Genomic DNA, 21,784 nt, shown 5'->3' on the forward strand with positions numbered 1-21,784 from the left:
AAATCCCTGAAAATGATCGGGGATTTTTTATTTTCGCAGAACAATTATTCTCATGAAGCCAAAAGCCTTATTCAACTGGAGCAGCGGGAAAGATTCTACACTTGCTCTTTACAAAATATTACAAGAGGATCAGTATGAGGTCTCTACTCTATTGACAAGCATTAATAAGGAGTTTCAAAGAATTTCCATGCATGGTGTACATGTTTCCCTTTTGGAAAAACAAGCTGAAAGTTTAGGAATTCCTTTAATTAAAATGGAACTTCCTAAGGAACCTTCTATGGAAGAATATCAGCAAATCATGAGTAAAACAATGTCCAAAATACAAGCTCAGGGTATCACCTACTCTATTTTTGGGGACATTTTCCTGGAAGATCTTCGTAAATACCGTGAGGACCAACTAAAAGCCATTGGAATGCAAGCTGTATTTCCTCTTTGGAAAAAAGATACTTTAAACCTCATCCATGAGTTTCTGAATCTTGGCTTTAAAACAATTGTGACCTGCGTGAACGGAACCTATCTGGATCAAAGCTTTGCAGGACGTATTATTGATCAGCAATTTCTTGATGACCTTCCCGATAATGTAGATCCTTGTGGAGAAAATGGAGAGTTTCATACTTTCACCTTTGATGGCCCTATTTTCAATAATCCGATTGATTTTGAAATTGGAGAAATTGTAAAGAAAACCTATCCCAAACCGAAAGCCAATCCCGAAGATCAGGATGAAGACTATGTTTTTTGGTTCTGTGATCTGGTAAATAATCCTAAAATAGGTTGATAATATTTAATCCAACCCCTACAAAATTTCATAAAGCTTATTTTATGTGGCTAACATGCGGATCTCTTCGTTAAATAGTTTCACATTATATTGTTAATGTAAGAATAGATCACTAATAAACTGCATTAGAATTTTGAATACTCTTCAAAGAATTACTAAATACATATTAAATACCCTAAAAAGTCTTTATTAGCACGCATTTTGCATATTTCACAGCTCTTAAAAGTTTCAGTATCTTTAAGAATATCAATTTTAATTAAAAATAAACACCTGTGATCAAAAATTTAGTATTCCTGTTGCCTTTCTGTTTTTTACTTTCTTGTAAAACTGAAACTCCACCCCCTCCTATTGATAAAAAAGCAGTTATAGATTCTACTATCACAGCTTTCCAAAAGACACTTTTAGAGCAACAGATTGATTCTGTATTTAAGAAATATCAATTCAATGGAAGCGTTGCCGTTTTTAAAGACTCTCTACCATTGTACAGGAAAGAAAACGGATATTCAGATTTTAAAAGGAAAATAAAAATTGACAGCAGTACTATTTTTGCCATCGGTTCTGTAAGTAAGCAGTTCACCGCTGTTTTGGTACTCCTTCAGATGGAGCAGGGAAAACTGAACGTTACGGACAAGGTGTCAAAATACCTGAAAGAATTTCAGATCAAGGAATACGAAAATATTACTATTCACCAGCTTCTGAACCACACTTCAGGGTTGAATATGATGGGTGGAAAACTGATGTTTAAAAGTGGTTCTGATTTTTACTACTCTAATGACGGATTTAACGCATTAGGCAAGATTGTAGAAACAGTGTCCGGAAAATTATATGATGAAAATGCTGTGGAGCTTTTTAAAAAGGCGGGAATGAACCATTCTTCTACAGACGAAATTTTTAAAGGAACTAATTTTGCCTCAGCTTATCTTGGAAATATCAGTAAGGCTGAAGAAGTTCCGAATATGCCAAAAAGGCTGGGTGGAAAGGAAATTGGAACCCCTGCCGGAGGAATACTTTCTACAATTCAGGATCTTCATACCTGGAACAATGCCCTTTATGGCGGAAAAATCCTTAAGCCTGAAACTTTGAAACAGTTTATGGCAAAAAGTGCAGAAAGACGACATGCTATCTTTGGAAAAATGGGCTATGCCTATGGGATCATGTTGAACATCGGCAAGCCCAATTCTTATTTTCACAGCGGTTACGTAAAAGGTTCCCCGTCCTTAAATATCTATTATCCTGAAACAAAAACCTCTGTTATTATCCTTTCCAATATTGCGGATGAAGAAAAAGGTAAAGGCCTGGTCTTCAAACCTCATATAGAAGTGAAAAAGATCACGGATAATCTTGAAAATACATTAGTGCAGCTTAAATCAGAACACTAGTCTTCTTTGCATTGTAATAAAGTAACTGAATTTTAACTGCCATAGCATATAAAAAGAAAATTTTCATTATTCCGCTTGCCACTGCTGTTAAGTCATTACCCAAAAACCATACAACAGAAAAAAGTACAATACCTACAAAAGCATTCTTTAGAATTAAAGGATGAAGACCTAGTCGTACATAATTATACAGTCTCATTTTTCCAAACACAAGGTTATACCCTAGAAGAACTCCCATAATGCCTAATAATGAAATTTGAGAATACCTGAATACACTAGAATCATTGTACATCAATAATGCAATAAGCAATGAAAAAGCAACAGCGCAAAAAGTAATTGTTTTAAATCTTTTTTGAAGCACTGATTTTTCAATTCTTGCGATCTTTTTGAATGATAGAAGATCTGCTTTTACCATGTTTAATTCTTTTTTCCAGCTAAGTTTTGCCTGTTGAAAAGCTTCCTGAAAACTGATATTTTTTTCTTCCTGCTCTACTGAAATCTGCTCTATGAAATGATCTTTAATTTCAATAAACAATTCAGAATTTAAATTCTTTGATAAAAGGTATCTTTCGATCTCTTTTTCTTGATTAATTGCCATCATAGTAAAATGAATTATTAGTTTAAATATTTATTGTTTTAGGTGTGATTAAATACACATTGTTATATACTGAATATCGTCTGCAGATTGATAAGGTAGCTTTTCATCTCATTTTCCTGCTCTGCTTGCTGTTTCTTCCCTTTTTCAGTGAGTAAATAGTATTTCCGGTCTCTACCATTAATCTTTTGAATTTCCGAAGTGATCATTCCATCCGCCTCCAGTTTATGCAATAGAGGGTAAAGAGCGCCCTCTGTCATTTCAAGCTCTCCCTGCGTAAGCTCTTTGGCTCTCTGCGTAATCTGGTAGCCATACATTTTAATTTCCTTGGAAAGTAATTTCAAAATGATATTCTGTAAGGTTCCTTTATAAAGACTGTTCTTTTTCATGGAGTAATTTTAATACATTGCAAACATATGCATAATTTTCTTATGTATTAAAATTTATTTTAATTTTTTTAATTTGCTTTATGAAAAAAATGTACTTCATTGCCATTTATCCGCCCAAGGAAATCATTGAAGAAGTCAAGGTTTTTAAAAGAGATCTTGCTGTTTCCTACGGTAATACCAAGGCATTGAAGAACGATGCCCACATCACTCTTTTCCCTCCTTTTTCCAGAGAATTGGAAATGGAAAGTGATATTCACATTGCTTTTCAAAAAATTAATACTAGTTTATCACCATTTGAAATGGAGTTAAATGGATTTGGCAGTTTCCCCAATCCTAAAAACCCTGTAATTTTTATACATCCTGAAGATAATGTTCATTTAACTGAACTTTACCATAGAGTGAAGCAGCATTTTAATTTTGCAAATTATTCATTTACTCCCCATATGACAGTAGGATATAGAGATCTAACATGGGAGAACTATCTGAAAGCATGGGAAAAATATAAAGAAAAAGAATATAAAACTAAATTCATCGTTGACAAAATTCTACTGCTTCGTTATGATGGTAAATGGATTCCCATTGCGGAAAAATACTTAACAGATTAAAAATATGAATGGGCTGAAAAATTGTTTTAGATACAATAAAGCCCCTTAAGTTCTCATTAAATTGAAGTACTGAAATATTTTCTTCTTCTATTGTTATTTTATAAAGTCATATCTTTGAACCAATGATTTCAGAGAAGATAATTTTAGGTATTGACCCCGGCACCGCCATCATGGGATTTGGTCTTATTTCCGTTAAAAAAGGTAAAATGGAAATGATTTCTATTCACGAACTCATCCTAAAAAAATACCCCAATCACGAAACCAAACTCAAATATATTTTTGAAAAAACACTGGCTCTTATTGATGAGTTTCATCCTGATGAAGTAGCTCTGGAAGCTCCTTTCTTTGGAAAAAACGTACAAAGTATGCTAAAATTGGGACGCGCACAGGGAGTAGCTATGGCAGCCAGCCTTTATAGAAACATTCCCATCACGGAATATTCTCCTAAGAAGATCAAGATGGCCATTACAGGAAATGGTAATGCCAGTAAGGAACAGGTAGCAGGGATGCTTCAAAATCTCCTTAATTTGAAAGAGTTTCCTACAAAATATCTGGATGCTTCTGATGGTCTTGCTGTTGCCGTATGCCACCACTTTAATTCCGGGACTATTACGGATACAAAATCTTACACAGGCTGGGAAAGTTTTTTAAAGCAGAATCCAAATAGATTAAAATAAAAAAAGCCCTTTTACAAGGGCTTTTCGTTTAGTTGTTTAAGAATTTCTTAGACTCTTTCTTATTTTTATCAGAGTAATTAATGATATATGCTCCTTTAGGAAGCGATCTATCAATCTGAACCTCATTCGTCTTAGTATTTCCTTTCTGGATAAGCTTACCACTTAGATCATAGATCTGGTAATCTCCAAATACGTCATTACTTCCGGCTAATCTTAATTTATTCTCAGCTTTCAGATATACTAGTTTTGATTCTGTCTTACTACTAACCTCAGAAGTTCCCAAACCTCCCATAATTCTCACGGCATAGTCTTCCATTTGCCCATACTGTAATTGAGAGCAAGCAGTAACATCAGGAAGTGCTGCCCCAGAATAGGTTGCTGCATCTACTGCAATTCTCATTCTTAGATAAGTATTGGTAACAGCTCCTGCCGGAGGAGTAATATTGGTAGTAATGGTAGTTCCACCTCCAACTGCTATAGTAGCAGAGGTATTATTTACTACTAACTCAGATTCTTCAAATGAACCATTGTTATTATAGTCTATCCAAACCTTAGTCTTAAATTTATCTGCCTGATTAAAGCCATTATCATACCCTACTTTCAGCGGTGTACTTCCATTTAAAGGAATATCAGTATAATATGCAGGTCTTATACAAGTTGCTGCAGTATAGTCATCATAAAACTTAGGAGCCGGCTCATCTGAATCATATCCATTAGTTAAGCTTCCAATAGAAGCAAAATTCACTCTTGTTGGCCCAATTGCAAAGTTGTTGTTAGCCGGATTCACAATTCCTGCTGGATTACATTGAGCTGCCACCACAGAAACTGGAGATGGAATTACTACAGACAGATCTTTACCTGATGTAGAGTTAAGTAGATTTTTTCTGTTCTCCATCATCAACATAATAGCTCTTTGTCTCTGGCCTTCCGTAAATTTGCGATTAGAATTGCTATAATTCATAATATTATACTGAACACCTTGATAATTTACCCCTGTACAAGGATTAATAGCCGTGTTAGCAGGTGCAGGAAACTGAGAGTAAGCAGCTCCGGAAACCTCTGTATCACAAACCCTGTCATTATCTATTGTACAGTCAGTCTGAGCAGGAGGGCAATATCCAGTGGTTCCACTTGCTGCGGTATAATCTCCACCTTGAAATGTATGATAAAGACCAAACGCATGTCCTAATTCATGTGTAAGCGTTGTATCATTTGAATTTTTAATGGTAGCTACTTTCATGAAACTTTCATAAAAATAGTCATAGGTTTCTGGGAACCTTGCATATCCCATCAATCCACCAGAATTTAATTGCTGCCCGTTAAATCCAATAATAACATAAATATTAAAATAAGATCCTTCAGGCCAATGCGGAGCTAATGTTTTAATGTCAGCATCACTTGCTCCACTACCACCATTACCTTGCTTTACACCCTTTGTATCATATAAAGGAATTGGGCTACCGTTATATCTCACAATACCGTTGGTAGCTGTACACGTTGGTGATCTTTTTGCCAAAACTAATTTAAAAGGAATTACATTTCCTCCATCTATGCCTGCCCCCTCAGGGTAAAAACCGTTTCCATAGGTAGTTGCATACATTTTATTCGCCCTGTCAACCCAGTTTATAATTTCCTGATCTGTCAGTGATAAATTTGCATTCGCAGCAGCTTTAGACTCAATAACATGTACTACAACAGGAATTTCATAAACCTCCCCGGTATACAACCCGTTCCAGGATGTGCCACCGCCTACTTTATTCAGGTAGTCATGTTTATCAATTTTTCTCAGTTTTTGTTCTGTCTCTTCTCTTCTCTTTTTCAGCTCAGGGAACTGAGTATCCATTCTCCTTAATTCTTCATCAAAACCACAAGCATGTTCGTGGCTCTGAGAAAAAACATTAATAAACAATAAAACCGCAGAAACAATAGTAATTTTATTCATATTGATCTTTTTTTTTGATTATATAAAAGCAAAAATATCATTTTAAATTCAATTAACTCAAAAACAAAATATTTTTTTTATTATTTAGATAACTCTCCTCAGTTTACACAACATATTATGAATCAATATTTTGATATTTTTAATCAAATTACTTGGTAAAACATAATACTATCTTTTACATTGGTATGATTTTTAATACTACATTTGTATAAATTTTCAGTTATGAAAACAAACCAACAAACTATAAATCAAGCGAATCATAAAATAAATTGGTTCCAAAAGTTTCTAATGGTCTGTTCTGGCGGGAACATCCATATTTTAAGAAAAACTCCAAGCGAATGGAATAAATTTTCAGGTATTGGAGGAATTGTACTTTTTACTGCGGTATTTGCCACTTTATCTGCAGGCTATGCCATGTATACAGTATTTGATAATATCTGGGCATCTGTAGGGTTTGGAATTTTGTGGGGATTAATGATTTTTAATCTTGACCGATATATTGTTTCTTCCATTAAAAAAACAGGAACATGGTGGAACCAAATACTAATGTCTATCCCACGTTTAATTCTTGCTACCTTTTTAGGAATTATTATTTCAAAACCTCTGGAACTTAAAATTTTTGAAAAAGAGGTCAACAAACAGCTTAATACCATCATTCAAAGGAATAAGAAACAGCTACAGGGAGAAATGAGTGGACGAATTCTTCAACAAAGCGGACCATTTGAAACAGAAAAGAACCAAATCTCTGAAAAAATAGCTCTGTATCAGAAATCATACGATTCTGCTTCTGTAGAGCTGGAAAAAGAAATCTTAGGAAAACAATCTGGTTTAACCAGCGGAAAGGAAGGTTTTGGCCCAAATGCTAAACGCAAGCAACAACTAAAGGAACAAAGAAGACAAGATCTTGAAAATTATCAGAAACAAGCAGCCCCAAGATTGCAATATCTGGATCAGGAAATTTCAAAAGTCTATACAAATCTGGAAACAGAAAGAAAATCTACAGAAACCTTTGAGGACAAATTCAATGGATTTGCAGCCCGACTACAGGCTTTGGATGAACTTGGAAAAAATTCAGCCATTATAGGACTCGCAGCAACCTTTATCATGGGATTATTTATCTGTCTTGAAATTTCACCAGTTTTGGTAAAATTAATTTCACACGTAGGTCCTTATGATTATCTTTTGGAAAAAACAGAAAATGATTTCAGACTTTATTCTAAAGAAAAGATTGAAAAAGGTAATGCTCTGACTGATTTCCGGGTTGAAGATTTCAAGGATAATTTAAAAAATTAGTGTATTTTTCATGCATGATTATTGATAAAGAAGAAATTCAGAAGAAAAAGAAAAAGCTGGACGATTGTAAAGCTTTCCTTAAAAAAGAGTTCATCGGAATAGATAAAATTATCGATGACTTAATGGAATATCTCCAAATCTGGTACCTGATGCCCGAGATCCTAACCCGACCCGTAGTGATTAATCTATGGGGAATGACAGGAGTGGGCAAAACAGATTTGGTACGCAAGATGGTTCGTTTTCTGGATTATCAAAACCGATTTGTAGAAATAGAACTAAGCAATACCGATGAAACATCCTGGAGCAAAAGCGTTGCAGATATTTTCCAAAGCAATGGCCTTAGTGATGAGAAACCAAGTATAGCTCTTTTTGATGAAATCCAGCGTTTCAACACTCTTGATAGTGACGGCACTCCTGTTCCGCAGACGAAGTTTACTGATTTCTGGGAACTTTTAAGTGATGGACGCCTCAGTAAAAGGGAGCGTGATGATCTGGAGCATTATTTATTCTCCTACCTTTTTAGAAAAAAGGAAAATGACAGACGTAAACTTCAGGGAGAAACTGAAGTGGATGAAAACCCATACCTTAACCTTTGGGATGCCAAGGAGCTAAAAAAATACCTCAGTATTGAAGATGACGTCATGAGCATCATTGATATGAAAGAGGAAGATATGATAAAGCTGATCCGTAAGAAGCAAAAAGAAAAGAAAATCTACGAGCCTGTGGATTACAGTAAAATGCTTATTATCATCAGTGGAAACCTTGATGAAGCGTTTCAAATGTCTAAAGAAACCAGTGAGGCAGATGTAGATGCTAATATTTACCATGCATTTACAAAAAAAATAACGGTAGTTGATATCAAAAATGCTTTGGCCAGAAAATTCCGTCCTGAGCAGGTAGCCAGATTCGGAAATATTCATCTTATTTATTTTTCACTAAAAACAGAAGACTTTCAAAAGCTGATCCATCGAGAAATCAACAGCCTGAAGCATAAAACAAAAAATAAATTTGGCGTTGCATTAAAAATAGATAAAAACGTCAATGATCTGATTTATAGAAATGGCGTATTTCCAGTACAGGGAGTTCGTCCTGTATTCAGTAGTGTGGTTGATATTTTAGATACTAATCTCAGTAAATTTCTGTTTGAAGCCATCATTCATGATGATAAAACGATAGAGATCGATTACCTGCAAAAAGAGAAAATAATTACAGGAAAAATCAGCAACCGAATTATTGAAATTCCTTATCTGGGAAGAATAGACAGGATCCGACAGGCAAACCAGCAGGATGCAGTAGCCAACATCAGTGTTCATGAATGCGGTCATGCGGTTTGCTATATGCTCTACACAGGGTTTGCTCCATTACAACTAAAAAGTAAGGTGGCCAGTAGCTATGCTGCAGGGTTCACTTTTCCACATCAAATTCATGATACCAAGGAAAGCTTGCTGGACAGAATTAAAATTTATCTTGCAGGTGGTATTGCCGAGGAAATTATTTTTGGTGATATGAATGCAAGTATTGGAAGAAGCCATGACAGGGAACAAGCAACAACGCTTGCCATAGATTATATCCGAAAATATGGTTTTGAAGAGGATTATCAGGCAACCTATAACCTGGAAGACTACCCTCACCGCATGCAGCAGCATATTACTGATGAGAGAATTGAAAAGCTAATGCAGGAACTGGCCAAAAAAACAAGAGAAGATCTTATCTTACATTTGGACCTATTAAAAAGCCTGAGCAAAATACTTAGCGATAAAGGAAGTATGTCACCTAAGGAGATTTATGATATTGCTATAAAATATACCTTAAAGGTTAGCATTAAAGAGGAAGGCTATTTACACATTGCTAATTATCATAACTTACTAAATTCCTAGAGAAAAAATCTATAGAAATAGCAAAACTCATTTAAAAATTCAACCCTTTTAGTTAATTCTGAGAGGGTTTTTATTTTTAATTTTATACTACCAAAAATAAATGATCATGAAAAATTTACTTTTCACATGGGTACTGCTTATTAGCTGTACAGTTTCTCCAGCATTAAAAGCTCAAGGTTCAGACCCTTTTTTAGGACAAATTGCATTTGTGCCTTATAATTTTGCCCCGCTAGGATGGGCTGAATGCAACGGACAGATTATGTCGATTGCACAAAATACGGCTCTTTTCTCACTTCTAGGAACTACTTATGGTGGTAATGGAACCACAACATTCGCATTGCCAGACATGAGAGGAAGAGTACTTGTCCATAGTGGTCAAAGCGCCTCGAGTGGAACTACCTACACTATGGGAGAAATCGGCGGAGCAGAAAGCGTAACATTAACAGTTACACAAATGCCGGCTCATTCTCATACAGTAAGTGCTGTAACCGCCGAGGGGAATCAAAATACTCCTACCGGTAATATTCCTGCAGATACAAAGCTTCTTGACAAGGAATATTCTGACACAACATCCAATACAACGATGGGAAGCTCCATGATAAAGCCGACTGGAGGAAACCAACCTCATGAAAACAGGCCACCTTTTATTACCTTAAAGTGTATCATTGCACTGAATGGCATTTTTCCATCACACAACTAATCTAATTGTCATGAGATATCTCTATTTATTATGTTTGGCTTTTGTAGGCTCAGCTACAGCCCAAACAATAACCTTTAATGGATGTCATAACCTGTTTGATAATCAGAATTTTATTTTCAATAAAACCGGTACGGATTCAAACAGTAAAAATATTTATATGACAACTCCTATTGATGGACAGCCTTGTGGAGGACTAGGAAGCTGTGAGTTTAAAATTCAGTGGAATAACACTTTAACGAGATGGGAATTTCTTGCAGATGAAGGAAACGGAACCTTTAGCAATCCTACCCTAATGTATTATAATTCAACAGGGAATAATGCGCTTGCTTTACCTCCTGGCAATAGTATTGGCTCTTGGATTGAAAATATTGCAGAAACAAACGGTCAATGTGGAGGAAATCTGAATTCTGTAAATTCAATAATGACAGGTGATATTCAGAGTCCTACATTAGGAACCCTCGAACTTACAAAAAGTAAAATCCAAATCTATCCCAACCCAGTCGTGGACATCATTAGAGTTTCAGGCATTGATGATGGCCAGACTATTCAAATTTATAATATCGACGGACGACTCATAAGATCTGAAAATTTTGATTCAAGAATTAATATTTCACAGCTTATTTCAGGAATGTATATATTAAGAATTACAACTAAAAGTTTTCAATCTTATGAATTTAAATTTTTAAAAAAATAAATAATGCTTCTTTGAAAATTTGCATAGGTTTTCAGGAATTTCAAAAGTTTTTATTATTAGTACCAAAAAAAATGCCTCCTTAAAACGGAGGCATTCTTTTTTTTATATTGATTAAAACTATTTAATAATCAATTTAGAAGTTTTGTTCTCTTTTCCGTTAGAAACCTGAATCATATAAACTCCTTTTTCAAGCTGCTGGTTTACTTTGAAAACACCATTTCCTTCTTCAGATACCGATGGACTTGCCACCAATCTTCCTGCCATATCAGAAATTGAAACTTTCAAATTCTTAGCATTTTTAGCCTTGATAAAAACTTTATCTCCCGTAGCAACAGGGTTAGGGTAAATTGTTAAATCACCATTATCAGCTTTCACCTCACTTGTTCCTAGGTTGGTAACAAATTTCACTGTATAATCTTCAATCTGACCATACTTTAATTGTCCACAAGGAGACATACCTGGATTCTCATCATCTACAAGCACTCTCATTCTAAGTGGAGTATTAAGTACTGCTGTAGCAGGAGCTGTAACTGTAGTACTGTAGGAACCTATTGCTGTAGCTGGATCCGCAACAATATTGTCACCAGAACCAACAAGCTCAGAAGCTTCAAATGTTCCGTTATTATTAAAATCAATCCAAACTCTCACATCATTCTCTGAACCTGACACGTTAATCTGAAGATTATGTGTACCAGCTGCTGAAAGTTCAGTAGATGTAGCTTTCAAGCAGCTTGCCCCTGTATAATCTTCATAAAATTTAGGTGCACCAGCCCAATATCCTACAGAACCGTTATTTATATTTCCTAACTTTACTAAAGTAGGTCCTACAAAATAATTAGCAGGAGTTATTACCCCAGTTGGATTACATGTAGCAGCAATAGGAGTTCCAATCGAAGTAATAGCAGAAGGTGCAGTTGCCCCTAATGAAGTACTTAACGCTCCTCTTAATAAGAAGAAATTAAGAGCTGCTTTGTCATGTTGCCCGTCTGTAAATTTGAATGCTTTCGGGTTTGTATAATTCATCATATTATACTGTACCCCCTGATAATTGGTCCCTGTACAATAATTCATATCATTATTGGTAGGTGCCGGATCATTAAGTAAACTTCTTGATCTTTCTGTATCACAAACCCCATCATCATCTACAGAGCAATCGTTAGTAGTTGGTGGACAAAAATTAGTAGTAGTATCTCCTTGTGGGGCATCGGGGTTTACATTTCCAAAAGTATGAAGTAATCCCATACTATGCCCAAACTCATGAGCTAAAGTAATATCATCCTGTAGCGTCACTACAAAAGATTTCATGAAAGATTCGTATGAAGAATCAGGATTTTGAGGTAGTCCTGCCCATCCCATAATTCCGTATTGCCCACCACCATCTACTTTATTCATAATATAGATATTAAAATAAGAAGCTTCCGGCCAATGGGGAGCAATCGTTTTTACCTGTGCAGTAGTAACTCCATTTGCTCCATTACGTTTTACTCCATAATTATTATACCCTGTAAGTGTACCTCCATTGTATCTGATGATCCCTGTAGTTGCATTACAACTAGGATCTCTTTTAGCCAAAACTAATTTTATTGGCATTGTAGCTGCATTTCCAAAATCAGCAGGAACTCCCTGAGCCCATTGATAAGTACCTGCATACATTGCATTACAACGATCCAACCATGCCTGAATTTGAGCATCACTTTTATTATAATCAGAACCTATAGCAGCGTCAGTAGGCGCTATCACATGTACAACCACTGGAATTTCGTAAACTCCATTCACAGTTTTAAAAGCACCTCCATTCTTCGCATTGCTGTTCTGATTGGACGTCACAATGCGGTTACGGATATTGCGAATCATTTCGTCAATTTCCTGATTCTGTTTTTTATTCCCTCTTTGCTCAGTATCAAAGTCACACCAGTTTTTTTTTTGTTGTGCTGATAATGTAAGGGAAAATAACATTGCACCATAAAGGAAAGTTTTCTTCATTTCAATAATTTTTAAAAGTTTTTTTAATTCACAAACTTACCCAAAGTAAAACTAGATATATATTATATACATTAGCTAAAAATGGATAAAATTCAAATATTTAATACAGTAAGTAGAAAAAAACTCTTTTTTGTTACACTTTTTATTTTTTTTATTTGATAATAATTCAAATATTATTTTAAAAATAAAATTATAAAAAATTAAAATTAATCGAAAATTCACTTTTTAAACAATTTATTAAAAACACAACACATTAAAACAACTAACTCATAATCAATACAAAAAATAGTAAAAAATTTAATTAAATCTAATTCTACATACAGTAAAAGCCGCACAAATGTGCGGCTTTTACTGTATTATTTAAATTATTATTTACAAAGAATAATTTGGAGCTTCCTGTGTAATAATTACATCATGTGGGTGCGATTCTTTCAATCCGCTTCCTGTAATCATTACCAATTTGGAATCTTTTTGTAGAACTTCAATATCCTTGGCTCCACAATATCCCATACCGGCTCTTAGACCACCTGTCAATTGGAAGATTACATCCTCTAATTTTCCTTTATGTGGTACTCTTCCTTCGATTCCTTCCGGAACGAATTTTTTAGCTTCACTTTGGAAATATCTTTCTTTTCCTCCTCTCTTCATTGCAGAAAGACTTCCCATTCCTTGGTAAGACTTGAATTTTCTTCCCTGGAAGATAATTTCTTCTCCTGGCGCCTCATCAGTACCTGCTAAAAGAGATCCTAGCATTACTGCTCCTGCTCCACTTGCAATAGCTTTTACGATATCTCCGGAAAGCTTAATTCCTCCATCAGCAATTACGGTTACATTTTGAGACTTCGCATATTCGTATACATTATAAATAGCTGACAACTGTGGTACTCCAACTCCTGCAACTACTCTAGTTGTACAGATAGAACCTGGACCAACTCCTACCTTAAGGACATTTGCCCCAGCCTTGATAAGATCTTTTGCTGCATCAGCCGTTACAATATTTCCTCCTACAATATCAAGGTTTGGATAAGTTTTTCTGATTTCAGAAATTTTGTCCAGTACTCCTTTAGAATGTCCGTGGGCAGAATCAATTGCAATAATATCTACACCTGCTTTAACAAGCGCCTGAATTCTATCCAATGTATCTTCTCCAACTCCAACTCCGGCACCTACAATAAGGCGACCGTTTTGATCTTTATTAGCATTTGGATATTCAAGCTGATTATCAATATCTTTAATGGTAATTAATCCAACAAGTTTATTATCCTTATCTACGATAGGCAATTTTTCCACTCTGTTTTTAAGAAGGATTTCCTTTGCTTTTTCAAGGTTGGTATCTTTGTCTGAAGTGATTAAGTTTTCTTTGGTCATAATCTCTTCGACTTTCATATCAAGATTTTCCTGATACTTTACATCTCTGTTGGTGATAATTCCAATAAGAACATTATTTGGATCTACTACCGGAAGACCTGAAATTTTAAACTTCGACATCATTTCTTTAGCCTCTGCTAAAGTATGATCTTTTGAAAGGGTTACCGGATCGGAAATCATTCCATTTTCGGAACGTTTCACACGGTTTACTTGCGCTGCCTGATCGGCAATCGTCATGTTTTTGTGAATAAAGCCTAACCCTCCAACTCTTGCTAATGCAATTGCCAGATCAGCTTCAGTAACAGTGTCCATCGCAGCGGAAACTATCGGAACATTCAGCGTGATTTTGTCGGTAAGTCTTGATTTTAATGAAACCTGGTTAGGTAAAACTTCTGAATAAGAAGGGACTAGAAGAACGTCATCGAAAGTGATGGCTGTCTCTACAATTTTGTTATGAATAGACATCTTTACTTTCTTTGCAAAATTAGGTTATTTTAATGACATATGAAAATCATTTTTAATAGTTTAAATAAAAATTAATAATCAACAAGTTAAATCGAAAAACCGCTCTTTTTAAGAGCGGTTTTCCTTTACAAAATAAATTTAGTATGTCTGAAACTACTTGCAACAATTAATTTTTCTTATGATTTAAGAAAAAGATACTCTTAAAATCATTTCTTATTTATCTGAAACGGAATTAATCATTTTTGAAATATCATCAGGTGTAAAGTTCCCTTTTACGTCTACAAAAACCAATTCTTTTTCCGAGTTTACTGTAATCAACATGTTTTTTATAGCCTCCCCCTTTTGCTTTACACGCAGGTTTACATTTTCACCATTATGCTTTATGGTTGCCCAGTCTTCATAATGATTATTATTTAAAAACTTAGCATAATCATTCAGCATCTCTTTACTTCCGTTTTCTACCGTAAGGATTTTTATTTTAGAAACCTTTGCGATAAGCCTGATGAGGTCTTCACTTTCTCCATCTTTTCTTAGAGCCCTTTTGATATATGGCTTAGCCAATAGCAATGGCACATTAAAGCTTGTAAACTTGGCATCCTTAAAATTATAGCCGGAATCCGAAAAGAAAGCCATATTAGGTTTTTCCGAAACAATACAGGATTGAAGCATTCCTATTGTCAGGATAGCAAGAAAAAGAGTTTTAAGAGTTTTCATGGTGATCATTTTAGTCCATTGGTTTTAATAATCCTCCTGAGGTTTTGCTGATGTTCGCATCTATTTCAGGTCTTCCTTTATACCTTACAGATCCTCCAGAAGATGCTCTTACTTTCAGTTTATCAGATACATTTACGGTAAGATTCCCTCCTGATGTAGCCTCCGTTTCAAGGTAGGTAAATTTCAGATCATCTGCCTTGCACAATGCTCCACTACTGATATCGATGGTTCCTGAATCTGCTTTTCCACTCAAACTGATATTGGAGCCGCTTGAACTTTTAATACCAATATTTCCAGCTGTAATCCCTGCTCTGATGTTTGATCCTGAAGATACAGAAATGGTTGCGGCATTTGATATTTTAAAATCACCGGTAATATTAGACCCGGATGAAGCATCAATTTTCATGTTTTTTTCCTGGATAGAGTTTACAATAGTAAGGTTAGAGCCAGAGGATACATCAATATCTTCCATTCTTGGAGAGGATACGTTGACGCTTAAATTTTTAAATCTCAGATTTCTTACCCCTTTATTATCAATATAAATTTTTAAAATACCATTCTCCACCTTGGTAATAATGTATTCTAATTTATCAGAATCAGCAATCACTTTTACACTGGCTGGTTTTTCTTGTTTAAAGATTACGTTTACGCCAGTACTTACTCGGATCCCTGAAAAATCACCTACGTTTCTGGCTTCCCCGTTAAGGTAAGACGAATTATTATCTGAGGTAAGATTATTTCTTGTGTTGGAAATTGGATTCTTTTTGGTTTCACTAGAATTAATGATCTTACTTACATCGTCCATAGACAGTTTTCCGTCAAGCATTACAAAAATACTTTCCCCGCTTCCTCCGTCAATGCTTAATAACAGATCATCCAGAATACCATTTTTAGCTTCTGCGGATAAAAACTTCACTTTAGCTCCGGCATTATTCACCGACATAATTTCGCTATAGTTCAGATTCTTTAAGTAAGAAGAAATATCTTTACTCAGCTGAGACATATTCGTTTGAATCTTTCGTCCCTCAGCAGTATTTCCCTTTTCCTGATTTTCAGTGATTAGAATCTTAAGTCCGTTAATCTTTGACAATAGCGGCTTAATCTGATCTAGCTGGGAGTCATCAATATTGAGACTGCTAAGCATCCCGAACATTGGTTTAGCAATCTTAATGGAGGTTACTCCTTCTACCTCTTGATATTTATCAAATAGTTGGTCAAATTTATCTTTTTGTCCATATACATTAAAGAAATGGGAAAAAGCAAGAGCGAATATTATGAATAGTTTTTTCATGAGTCAATTTTATTTTTTTAAGTTAATGATAGCAACTGTTGTTCTGATTAATAATCATCATCTACCACCGTAGGCTGTGCCAATTTTTCACTAACGTTATTTGCAAATATCTGAAATGAGTATTTTGTTACATTAATTGCTTCTTCTACATTGTCAATTTTTTTCCCGTTTACAATGACATAGGAATTTTCATACCCTGTAGAATCTTTAGATTTATTATTTTTAAAAAGAGAATTATCAGCATATCTTGGCTTTTTTTCCCTTTTAAGCCTACCTCTTTTTGGCAATATTTCATCCATAACATCTTTTTCAGCTACATTATTTTCATGAAAGATAGAGTCTTTCTTGGTTCCTGAAATAGAATCAGTATGATTCACTGCCACCTGCTCATTATGATTATTATTTTCTTCAATAAAACCAGATTTCTGTTTCAACACTTCATTTTTAACTAGACTTTCCTGATCCTGGCCTACTATTCCGGAATTATTCTTAAGGAAAAATCCGATACCAAAGACCAACATTACACTGGCCGCCATCCAAAACCATTTGGGAAAGGAGGGCTTTTTCGTTTCTTCCAATGGAATAATTGGAGTTGTATTTTCTTCGGGTTCTGCACTTTCTGCTTTCTGAAGAAAATCTTCAAAGCTCCAGTCCATTTTTTCTTCCTTTATATTCTGGAAGACTTCGTTGTATTTATCTTGTAATTGATCTTTTTTCATAGCTCATCAGTTGTGAGATTTGTTCTTTTACTTTTTGTCTCGCTCGCATAAGGTTTACCCTTACTGCATTTTCCTCCATTTCCAGCATTTCAGAAATTTCGGAAACATCATACTCTTCTACATCTTTCAAGTGGATGACCATCTTCTGTTTTTCGGGGAGCTGATTGATAAATCCTATAATATAGTCCTTAAGGTTATCAACTTCCATACTGTAAAGCTCTGACCGATGAAGCTGCATATCCGCAAAGCCGATCTTCACATCGTGATGTTTCAGCCGGTTCAGGCATTCATTACGAACAGACTTCAGCGCATAGGATTTAAAGTTTCCAAATTGCTCAAGTTCATCCCTTTTCTGCCAAAACTTTATCATAAGGTCCTGTACTACATCTTCTGCCTCATCACTACTCATGACGAATCGCTTCGCAAAACGATACATCTCGTCTTTGAGAATAAACACCGTATTCTTGAAAGTTTCTTGGGTCATGAGTTTTGTTTCTTATAGGTAAGACAACTGCTGTTTCAAATCTATTACATCAAAAATAAAAAAACTTCAAAAAAAATTGAAGTTTTTATTATAACTAGATTAATACGTATCAAAAATATGTTTCAGAATAGCTTTATCTTCCTCTGCTAGAGGGACTTTTCTTCTTGCCATAGCTCTTTCTGCTACTTCATAAACTTTATCTAATCTGAATTTTTCATCATCCTTTAATCCTCCCCATGAGAAGTTCTCCACAAGATTGGGTGGAAAACCCGGTTTGAAAATATTGGAAGCCACTCCAATTACCGTTCCTGTATTCAATTGGGTATTGATTGCTGTCTTGGAGTGATCTCCCACAATCAGACCAGCAAACTGTAGTCCTGTATCTTCAAAGGCCTTGGTTCTATAGTTCCATAACTTAACGTGGCTGTAGTTATTTTTAAGGTTGGAAGAGTTGGTATCTGCTCCAAAATTACACCACTCTCCAATTACGGAGTTTCCTATAAACCCTTCGTGCCCTTTGCTTGTATATCCGAAGATGATAATATTATTTACCTCTCCTCCTACTTTACAGTGCGGGCCAATGGTTGTTGCTCCATAAATTTTTGATCCAAGGTTAAATTTAGAGTCATCACCCAATGTAATAGGTCCACGGAGATTGCAACCCTCCATAACCTCAGCATTTTTACCAACATAGATCTTACCGGTCTTGGTATTTAATGTTGAGAATTCAATTTGAGCACCTTCTTCAATAAACAAATCTTTTTTGTCTCCTAAAAAGCCGTTAGTTGAAGATAATTCTTGCGAAGTTCTTCCTTTGGTAATCAGGTCAAAATCAAAATCAATTGCGTGATGGTTATAAGTAAATAAGTCGGTTGGTTTTTTAAAGAAAATAAGTTCTTCTTTAATATCAGTCATTTTTTCAATCTGATGTAAGGAAAACCCTTTCATATTAATTTTCGCCGCCACCAATTCATCTTCGTAAACTAAAGCTTCTCCTTGTTTAAGATCTTTAATCTGTTGAATTACTGTTTCTGTAGGCAGGAAATTCGGTACGAGAAAAAGACTTTCTTTTTCTTCAGGAGCTTTAAATTTATCCTGCAGATACATTTCTGTAAAATAAGAAACCTCGGTATTCTCCAGAATTTTCTGCCATCTCTCTGAAAATGTAAGAATACCACATCGCATTGCTGCAACCGGTCGGGTAAATGTAAGTGGAAGAAAATCTTCCCAATATTGTGCGTCTGAAAATACTAATTGCATTTTTTAGAAATTAGAGATTAATGGTTAGAATCTAGATGTTGGAATTGAAATTGGAGATTTTGGACCCTAAAAACAATTGTATTCTCTAAATTCTGTATAAAACAAAAATACGAAAAGATGTGAGAAGTTGAAATACGGACCTGTACATTAAAAATAAGTTTTAATTCAGGGCGATGGATGAATCTGTTTTTTGTAAACCGAGCTAAAGTCCGATCCAAATTACATTCTATTAGACCAGCTTACAATAAACAATAGCTCAAATTTATAGCATAAAAAAAGTCTCCCAAAACTGGAAGACTTTTATATTTTTAATTTCAAAAAATTACTTAGCGAATTTTTTGTATTTGTTCATGAACTTATCAACTCTACCTGCAGTGTCAACTAATTTCACTTTACCAGTATAGAAAGGGTGAGAAGTTGAAGAGATTTCCATTTTGATTAGAGGATACTCTTGTCCTTCGAACTCGATCGTGTCTTTTGTTTCTGCAGTAGACTTGCAAAGAAACACCTCGTCGTTACTCATATCTTTGAAAACAACAAGTCTATAATTTTCTGGGTGGATTCCGTTTTTCATAATACTTTTTTTTAAAAAAATTAAGTTTGCTTTCGAAATAGTAATGGATATTTCTCTGCTAAATTTTAGGTTGCAAAAATACAACATTTTTTCTAATTTCCAAATACTGAATCCAATATTTTTTTAATGATAAGAAATTCAAAGTATTTTCGTTAAATTTGGAACTTACTTAAACTTTAATTTCGATGAAATTCAAATTATTACTGGCTTTTTCTTTTTGGATGCTACTTGTTACAGTATCATGTAATAAGGATGATATTACCTTTGATGCTCCCTCACAGGAGTTAAGATTTTCAAGAGACACGGTATTCTGTGACACGGTATATCACCAGGTACGTTCAGAAACCTATGTAGTAAAGGTATATAATAATGAAGACAAAGACATTCTTATCCCAAGAGTAAATCTTGAAAAAGGAGCTGCATCATTATATAGAATTAATGTAGATGGGAAGCCAGGATATGATTTTAAGGATGTTCCTTTGAGAAAAAAAGACAGTCTCTATATATATGTTGAGATAGCACCACAGGCAACCGGACCTGAAGCCATTGCTGAGGACAGAGTTCTTTTTTCAGGACCTACCGGACAGCAGCATGTTACGCTATTTTCAGTCGTTCAGGATGCAGAATTTTTTATTCAGACGCCAACCAATCCTAATATAATTTCCAGTTCTACAACATGGGCTAATAATAAGGCAAAGATTATCTACGGGGATCTTAGCCTTGCTCCTAATGTAACTTTAGATATAGATCCGGGTACTAAGGTATATTTCCATAAAAACAGTGGAATGAAAGTTTCTTCCAACGCGGTTTTAAATATTAACGGAACAAAGGATAACCAAGTAATTCTTCGTGGGGACAGAAATGATCCTTATTATGATACTATTTCTAAAAACTGGAATTCCATTAGAATGGAAGCCAATTCTATCCTTAATATGAATCATGCAAGACTCTTTGGTGGAACAAGAGGTCTGGAAATGAAACAAACCAACGCGTCCATCACCAATTCATTCATCCATACTTTCTTTGAATATGGAATCTATGCGGTAAATTCTAAGGTAACGGCCAACAATCTTGTTATGAACAATTGTGGTTTATCATGTATCGGAATTTTCAAAGGTGGAAATCATAATTATACCCATGCAACAATTGCCAACTATTCTAAATCAATGGGAACATTCGACAGAAATGGAATCTTCGCTACGAATGAGTGGAAAAATGATGCAGGCCAAACAGAACAGGGTGCTTTACAGCAACTTAATATAAGAAACAGTATTGTTTATTCTGACAGAGATAATTCTGTTCAGCTTGAACCTACACCCGGACAACAGTTTGAATACCTTATTCAGAATTGTTTAATAAAATATTCTGGTCCATCCGAAGCTGGTTTCACTTTTGATAATAATATAAATATCGTGCAAACGATTAGAAATGTGGACCCTGAGTTTGTGAACTATTTTATGGCCAAAATGAACTTAAGGGTAAAAACCACTTCTCCGGCTATCGGAAAAGGAAATGTTTCTGTAGCAGGAACTGTACCTTTTGATATTGCAAATGTATCCAGAACCACTAATCCTACTCTTGGAGCTTATCAATAATGGAAATTACCCAATTACAACAACAGGTTGATGAATGGATCAAAACCATCGGTGTAAGATACTTTAATGAGTTGACCAATATGGCTATGCTGACTGAGGAAGTAGGTGAAGTAGCCAGAATCATCGCAAGAAGATATGGTGAACAGAGCGAAAAGGAAAGTGACAAAACCAAAGATCTGGGAGAAGAACTCGCAGATGTACTTTTTGTAACGTTATGTCTGGCCAATCAGACCGGAGTGAATCTACAGGAAGCATTTGACAAGAAAATGAAGATTAAAACTGACCGTGACAAGGAACGGCATCAGAATAATGAAAAATTAAAATAGAGAAAGTTCTCAGATAACAGTTCTCAAATAATCAGCAATAAACTGTCAACTGATTTCTGTTATCTGATGTCTTACTTCTTAA

The 21,784-nt window shown here is 35.0% G+C and carries 21 protein-coding genes; 10 read left to right on the forward strand and 11 right to left on the reverse strand.

Annotation, left to right across the window (positions count from 1 at the left end):
* The first annotated feature begins 52 nt into the window (after positions 1–52).
* Positions 53–775 (forward strand): Dph6-related ATP pyrophosphatase, encoded by a 723-nt coding sequence (locus C1638_RS15620; protein WP_109622443.1) that lies wholly within the window; start codon positions 53–55, stop codon positions 773–775.
* A gap of 272 nt (positions 776–1,047) precedes the next feature.
* Positions 1,048–2,154, forward strand: a complete 1,107-nt coding sequence (locus C1638_RS15625) for a serine hydrolase domain-containing protein (RefSeq protein WP_109622444.1) — start codon at positions 1,048–1,050, stop codon at positions 2,152–2,154.
* Here C1638_RS15625 and C1638_RS15630 read toward each other — a convergent pair.
* Together C1638_RS15630 and C1638_RS15635 are read right to left on the reverse strand one after the other, a co-directional pair.
* Positions 2,138–2,752, reverse strand: a complete 615-nt coding sequence (locus C1638_RS15630; RefSeq protein ID WP_109622446.1) for a hypothetical protein — start codon at positions 2,750–2,752, stop codon at positions 2,138–2,140. The genes C1638_RS15625 and C1638_RS15630 overlap by 17 nt on opposite strands.
* A 59-nt stretch (positions 2,753–2,811) precedes the next feature.
* Positions 2,812–3,135, reverse strand: coding sequence for a PadR family transcriptional regulator (locus C1638_RS15635; protein ID WP_109622448.1), 324 nt, complete (start codon positions 3,133–3,135; stop codon positions 2,812–2,814).
* 80 nt (positions 3,136–3,215) lie between these two features.
* On the opposite strand from C1638_RS15635, the gene C1638_RS15640 reads away from it, so the two are divergent.
* Positions 3,216–3,740 carry a 2'-5' RNA ligase family protein gene (locus C1638_RS15640; protein ID WP_109622451.1) on the forward strand — a complete coding sequence of 175 codons (525 nt, stop codon included), beginning with the start codon at positions 3,216–3,218 and terminating at the stop codon, positions 3,738–3,740.
* 122 nt (positions 3,741–3,862) lie between these two features.
* The gene (ruvC, locus tag C1638_RS15645; protein ID WP_109622452.1) at positions 3,863–4,417 is read left to right on the forward strand and encodes a crossover junction endodeoxyribonuclease RuvC; all 555 of its coding nucleotides are present in this window, start codon (positions 3,863–3,865) and stop codon (positions 4,415–4,417) included.
* Between the two features lie 28 nt (positions 4,418–4,445).
* Here the strand turns inward: ruvC and C1638_RS15650 are convergent, their stop codons facing one another.
* Positions 4,446–6,359 carry a zinc-dependent metalloprotease gene (locus C1638_RS15650; RefSeq protein WP_109622454.1) on the reverse strand — a complete coding sequence of 638 codons (1,914 nt, stop codon included), beginning with the start codon at positions 6,357–6,359 and terminating at the stop codon, positions 4,446–4,448.
* A 222-nt stretch (positions 6,360–6,581) separates the two neighbouring features.
* Between C1638_RS15650 and C1638_RS15655 the strand changes: the two genes are divergently transcribed.
* The 4 genes from C1638_RS15655 (at position 6,582) to C1638_RS15670 (ending at position 10,923) form a co-directional block, all read left to right on the forward strand.
* Entirely contained in the window at positions 6,582–7,652 is a 1,071-nt protein-coding gene (locus C1638_RS15655; RefSeq protein ID WP_109622456.1) for a DUF4407 domain-containing protein, read from the forward strand.
* 14 nt (positions 7,653–7,666) lie between these two features.
* Positions 7,667–9,529 carry an AAA family ATPase gene (locus C1638_RS15660; protein ID WP_109622458.1) on the forward strand — a complete coding sequence of 621 codons (1,863 nt, stop codon included), beginning with the start codon at positions 7,667–7,669 and terminating at the stop codon, positions 9,527–9,529.
* A 106-nt stretch (positions 9,530–9,635) separates the two neighbouring features.
* A complete protein-coding gene (locus tag C1638_RS15665) occupies positions 9,636–10,229 on the forward strand; it encodes a phage tail protein (protein ID WP_109622543.1) in 594 nt (197 codons plus the stop codon).
* A 10-nt stretch (positions 10,230–10,239) separates the two neighbouring features.
* Entirely contained in the window at positions 10,240–10,923 is a 684-nt protein-coding gene (locus C1638_RS15670; protein ID WP_109622460.1) for a T9SS type A sorting domain-containing protein, read from the forward strand.
* A 117-nt stretch (positions 10,924–11,040) separates the two neighbouring features.
* On the opposite strand, the gene C1638_RS15675 is transcribed toward C1638_RS15670, so the two are convergent.
* The 8 genes from C1638_RS15675 to C1638_RS15710 all read right to left on the reverse strand — a co-directional run bounded on the left by C1638_RS15675 (position 11,041) and on the right by C1638_RS15710 (position 19,781).
* Complete coding sequence (locus C1638_RS15675) at positions 11,041–12,906, reverse strand: GEVED domain-containing protein (RefSeq protein ID WP_109622462.1); 1,866 nt, start codon at positions 12,904–12,906, stop codon at positions 11,041–11,043.
* A gap of 372 nt (positions 12,907–13,278) precedes the next feature.
* Positions 13,279–14,739 (reverse strand): IMP dehydrogenase, encoded by a 1,461-nt coding sequence (gene guaB / locus C1638_RS15680; protein WP_109622464.1) that lies wholly within the window; start codon positions 14,737–14,739, stop codon positions 13,279–13,281.
* A gap of 213 nt (positions 14,740–14,952) precedes the next feature.
* Positions 14,953–15,453 carry a DUF4252 domain-containing protein gene (locus C1638_RS15685; protein ID WP_109622545.1) on the reverse strand — a complete coding sequence of 167 codons (501 nt, stop codon included), beginning with the start codon at positions 15,451–15,453 and terminating at the stop codon, positions 14,953–14,955.
* A gap of 10 nt (positions 15,454–15,463) precedes the next feature.
* A complete protein-coding gene (locus C1638_RS15690) occupies positions 15,464–16,744 on the reverse strand; it encodes a DUF4252 domain-containing protein (RefSeq protein WP_109622466.1) in 1,281 nt (426 codons plus the stop codon).
* 47 nt (positions 16,745–16,791) lie between these two features.
* Positions 16,792–17,463, reverse strand: coding sequence for a hypothetical protein (locus C1638_RS15695; RefSeq protein ID WP_185140437.1), 672 nt, complete (start codon positions 17,461–17,463; stop codon positions 16,792–16,794).
* Positions 17,438–17,947, reverse strand: a complete 510-nt coding sequence (locus C1638_RS15700; protein WP_109622468.1) for a GFO_1088 family ECF-type sigma factor — start codon at positions 17,945–17,947, stop codon at positions 17,438–17,440. Before C1638_RS15700 ends, C1638_RS15695 begins: the two co-directional genes overlap by 26 nt.
* 99 nt (positions 17,948–18,046) lie before the next feature.
* Entirely contained in the window at positions 18,047–19,207 is a 1,161-nt protein-coding gene (locus C1638_RS15705) for a putative sugar nucleotidyl transferase (RefSeq protein WP_109622470.1), read from the reverse strand.
* Positions 19,208–19,529: 322 nt separating this feature from the next.
* Positions 19,530–19,781 carry a type B 50S ribosomal protein L31 gene (locus C1638_RS15710; RefSeq protein ID WP_027375398.1) on the reverse strand — a complete coding sequence of 84 codons (252 nt, stop codon included), beginning with the start codon at positions 19,779–19,781 and terminating at the stop codon, positions 19,530–19,532.
* A 185-nt stretch (positions 19,782–19,966) separates the two neighbouring features.
* Here C1638_RS15710 and C1638_RS15715 point away from each other — a divergent pair, with 185 nt between their 5' ends.
* Together C1638_RS15715 and C1638_RS15720 are read left to right on the forward strand one after the other, a co-directional pair.
* Positions 19,967–21,376, forward strand: a complete 1,410-nt coding sequence (locus C1638_RS15715; RefSeq protein WP_109622471.1) for a hypothetical protein — start codon at positions 19,967–19,969, stop codon at positions 21,374–21,376.
* Positions 21,376–21,702: a nucleotide pyrophosphohydrolase gene (locus tag C1638_RS15720; RefSeq protein ID WP_076355206.1), complete on the forward strand. Its 327-nt coding sequence runs from the start codon at positions 21,376–21,378 to the stop codon at positions 21,700–21,702. Before C1638_RS15715 ends, C1638_RS15720 begins: the two co-directional genes overlap by 1 nt.
* Positions 21,703–21,784 lie beyond the last annotated feature (82 nt).

The sequence above is a fragment of the Chryseobacterium oncorhynchi genome (assembly GCF_002899895.1).
GTDB classification, from domain to species: domain Bacteria; phylum Bacteroidota; class Bacteroidia; order Flavobacteriales; family Weeksellaceae; genus Chryseobacterium; species Chryseobacterium oncorhynchi.

Excerpts from the sequence above, each read along its gene's own strand:
- C1638_RS15620 (WP_109622443.1), top strand. The coding sequence starts at position 53 with ATGAAGCCAAAAGCCTTATTCAACTGGAGCAGCGGGAAAGATTCTACA.
- C1638_RS15630 (WP_109622446.1), bottom strand. The coding sequence starts at position 2,752 with ATGATGGCAATTAATCAAGAAAAAGAGATCGAAAGATACCTTTTATCA.
- C1638_RS15635 (WP_109622448.1), bottom strand. The coding sequence starts at position 3,135 with ATGAAAAAGAACAGTCTTTATAAAGGAACCTTACAGAATATCATTTTG.
- C1638_RS15640 (WP_109622451.1), top strand. The coding sequence starts at position 3,216 with ATGAAAAAAATGTACTTCATTGCCATTTATCCGCCCAAGGAAATCATT.
- ruvC (WP_109622452.1), top strand. The coding sequence starts at position 3,863 with ATGATTTCAGAGAAGATAATTTTAGGTATTGACCCCGGCACCGCCATC.
- C1638_RS15650 (WP_109622454.1), bottom strand. The coding sequence starts at position 6,359 with ATGAATAAAATTACTATTGTTTCTGCGGTTTTATTGTTTATTAATGTT.
- C1638_RS15655 (WP_109622456.1), top strand. The coding sequence starts at position 6,582 with ATGAAAACAAACCAACAAACTATAAATCAAGCGAATCATAAAATAAAT.
- C1638_RS15660 (WP_109622458.1), top strand. The coding sequence starts at position 7,667 with ATGATTATTGATAAAGAAGAAATTCAGAAGAAAAAGAAAAAGCTGGAC.
- C1638_RS15665 (WP_109622543.1), top strand. The coding sequence starts at position 9,636 with ATGAAAAATTTACTTTTCACATGGGTACTGCTTATTAGCTGTACAGTT.
- C1638_RS15670 (WP_109622460.1), top strand. The coding sequence starts at position 10,240 with ATGAGATATCTCTATTTATTATGTTTGGCTTTTGTAGGCTCAGCTACA.
- C1638_RS15675 (WP_109622462.1), bottom strand. The coding sequence starts at position 12,906 with ATGAAGAAAACTTTCCTTTATGGTGCAATGTTATTTTCCCTTACATTA.
- guaB (WP_109622464.1), bottom strand. The coding sequence starts at position 14,739 with ATGTCTATTCATAACAAAATTGTAGAGACAGCCATCACTTTCGATGAC.
- C1638_RS15685 (WP_109622545.1), bottom strand. The coding sequence starts at position 15,453 with ATGAAAACTCTTAAAACTCTTTTTCTTGCTATCCTGACAATAGGAATG.
- C1638_RS15690 (WP_109622466.1), bottom strand. The coding sequence starts at position 16,744 with ATGAAAAAACTATTCATAATATTCGCTCTTGCTTTTTCCCATTTCTTT.
- C1638_RS15695 (WP_185140437.1), bottom strand. The coding sequence starts at position 17,463 with ATGAAAAAAGATCAATTACAAGATAAATACAACGAAGTCTTCCAGAAT.
- C1638_RS15700 (WP_109622468.1), bottom strand. The coding sequence starts at position 17,947 with ATGACCCAAGAAACTTTCAAGAATACGGTGTTTATTCTCAAAGACGAG.
- C1638_RS15705 (WP_109622470.1), bottom strand. The coding sequence starts at position 19,207 with ATGCAATTAGTATTTTCAGACGCACAATATTGGGAAGATTTTCTTCCA.
- C1638_RS15710 (WP_027375398.1), bottom strand. The coding sequence starts at position 19,781 with ATGAAAAACGGAATCCACCCAGAAAATTATAGACTTGTTGTTTTCAAA.
- C1638_RS15715 (WP_109622471.1), top strand. The coding sequence starts at position 19,967 with ATGAAATTCAAATTATTACTGGCTTTTTCTTTTTGGATGCTACTTGTT.
- C1638_RS15720 (WP_076355206.1), top strand. The coding sequence starts at position 21,376 with ATGGAAATTACCCAATTACAACAACAGGTTGATGAATGGATCAAAACC.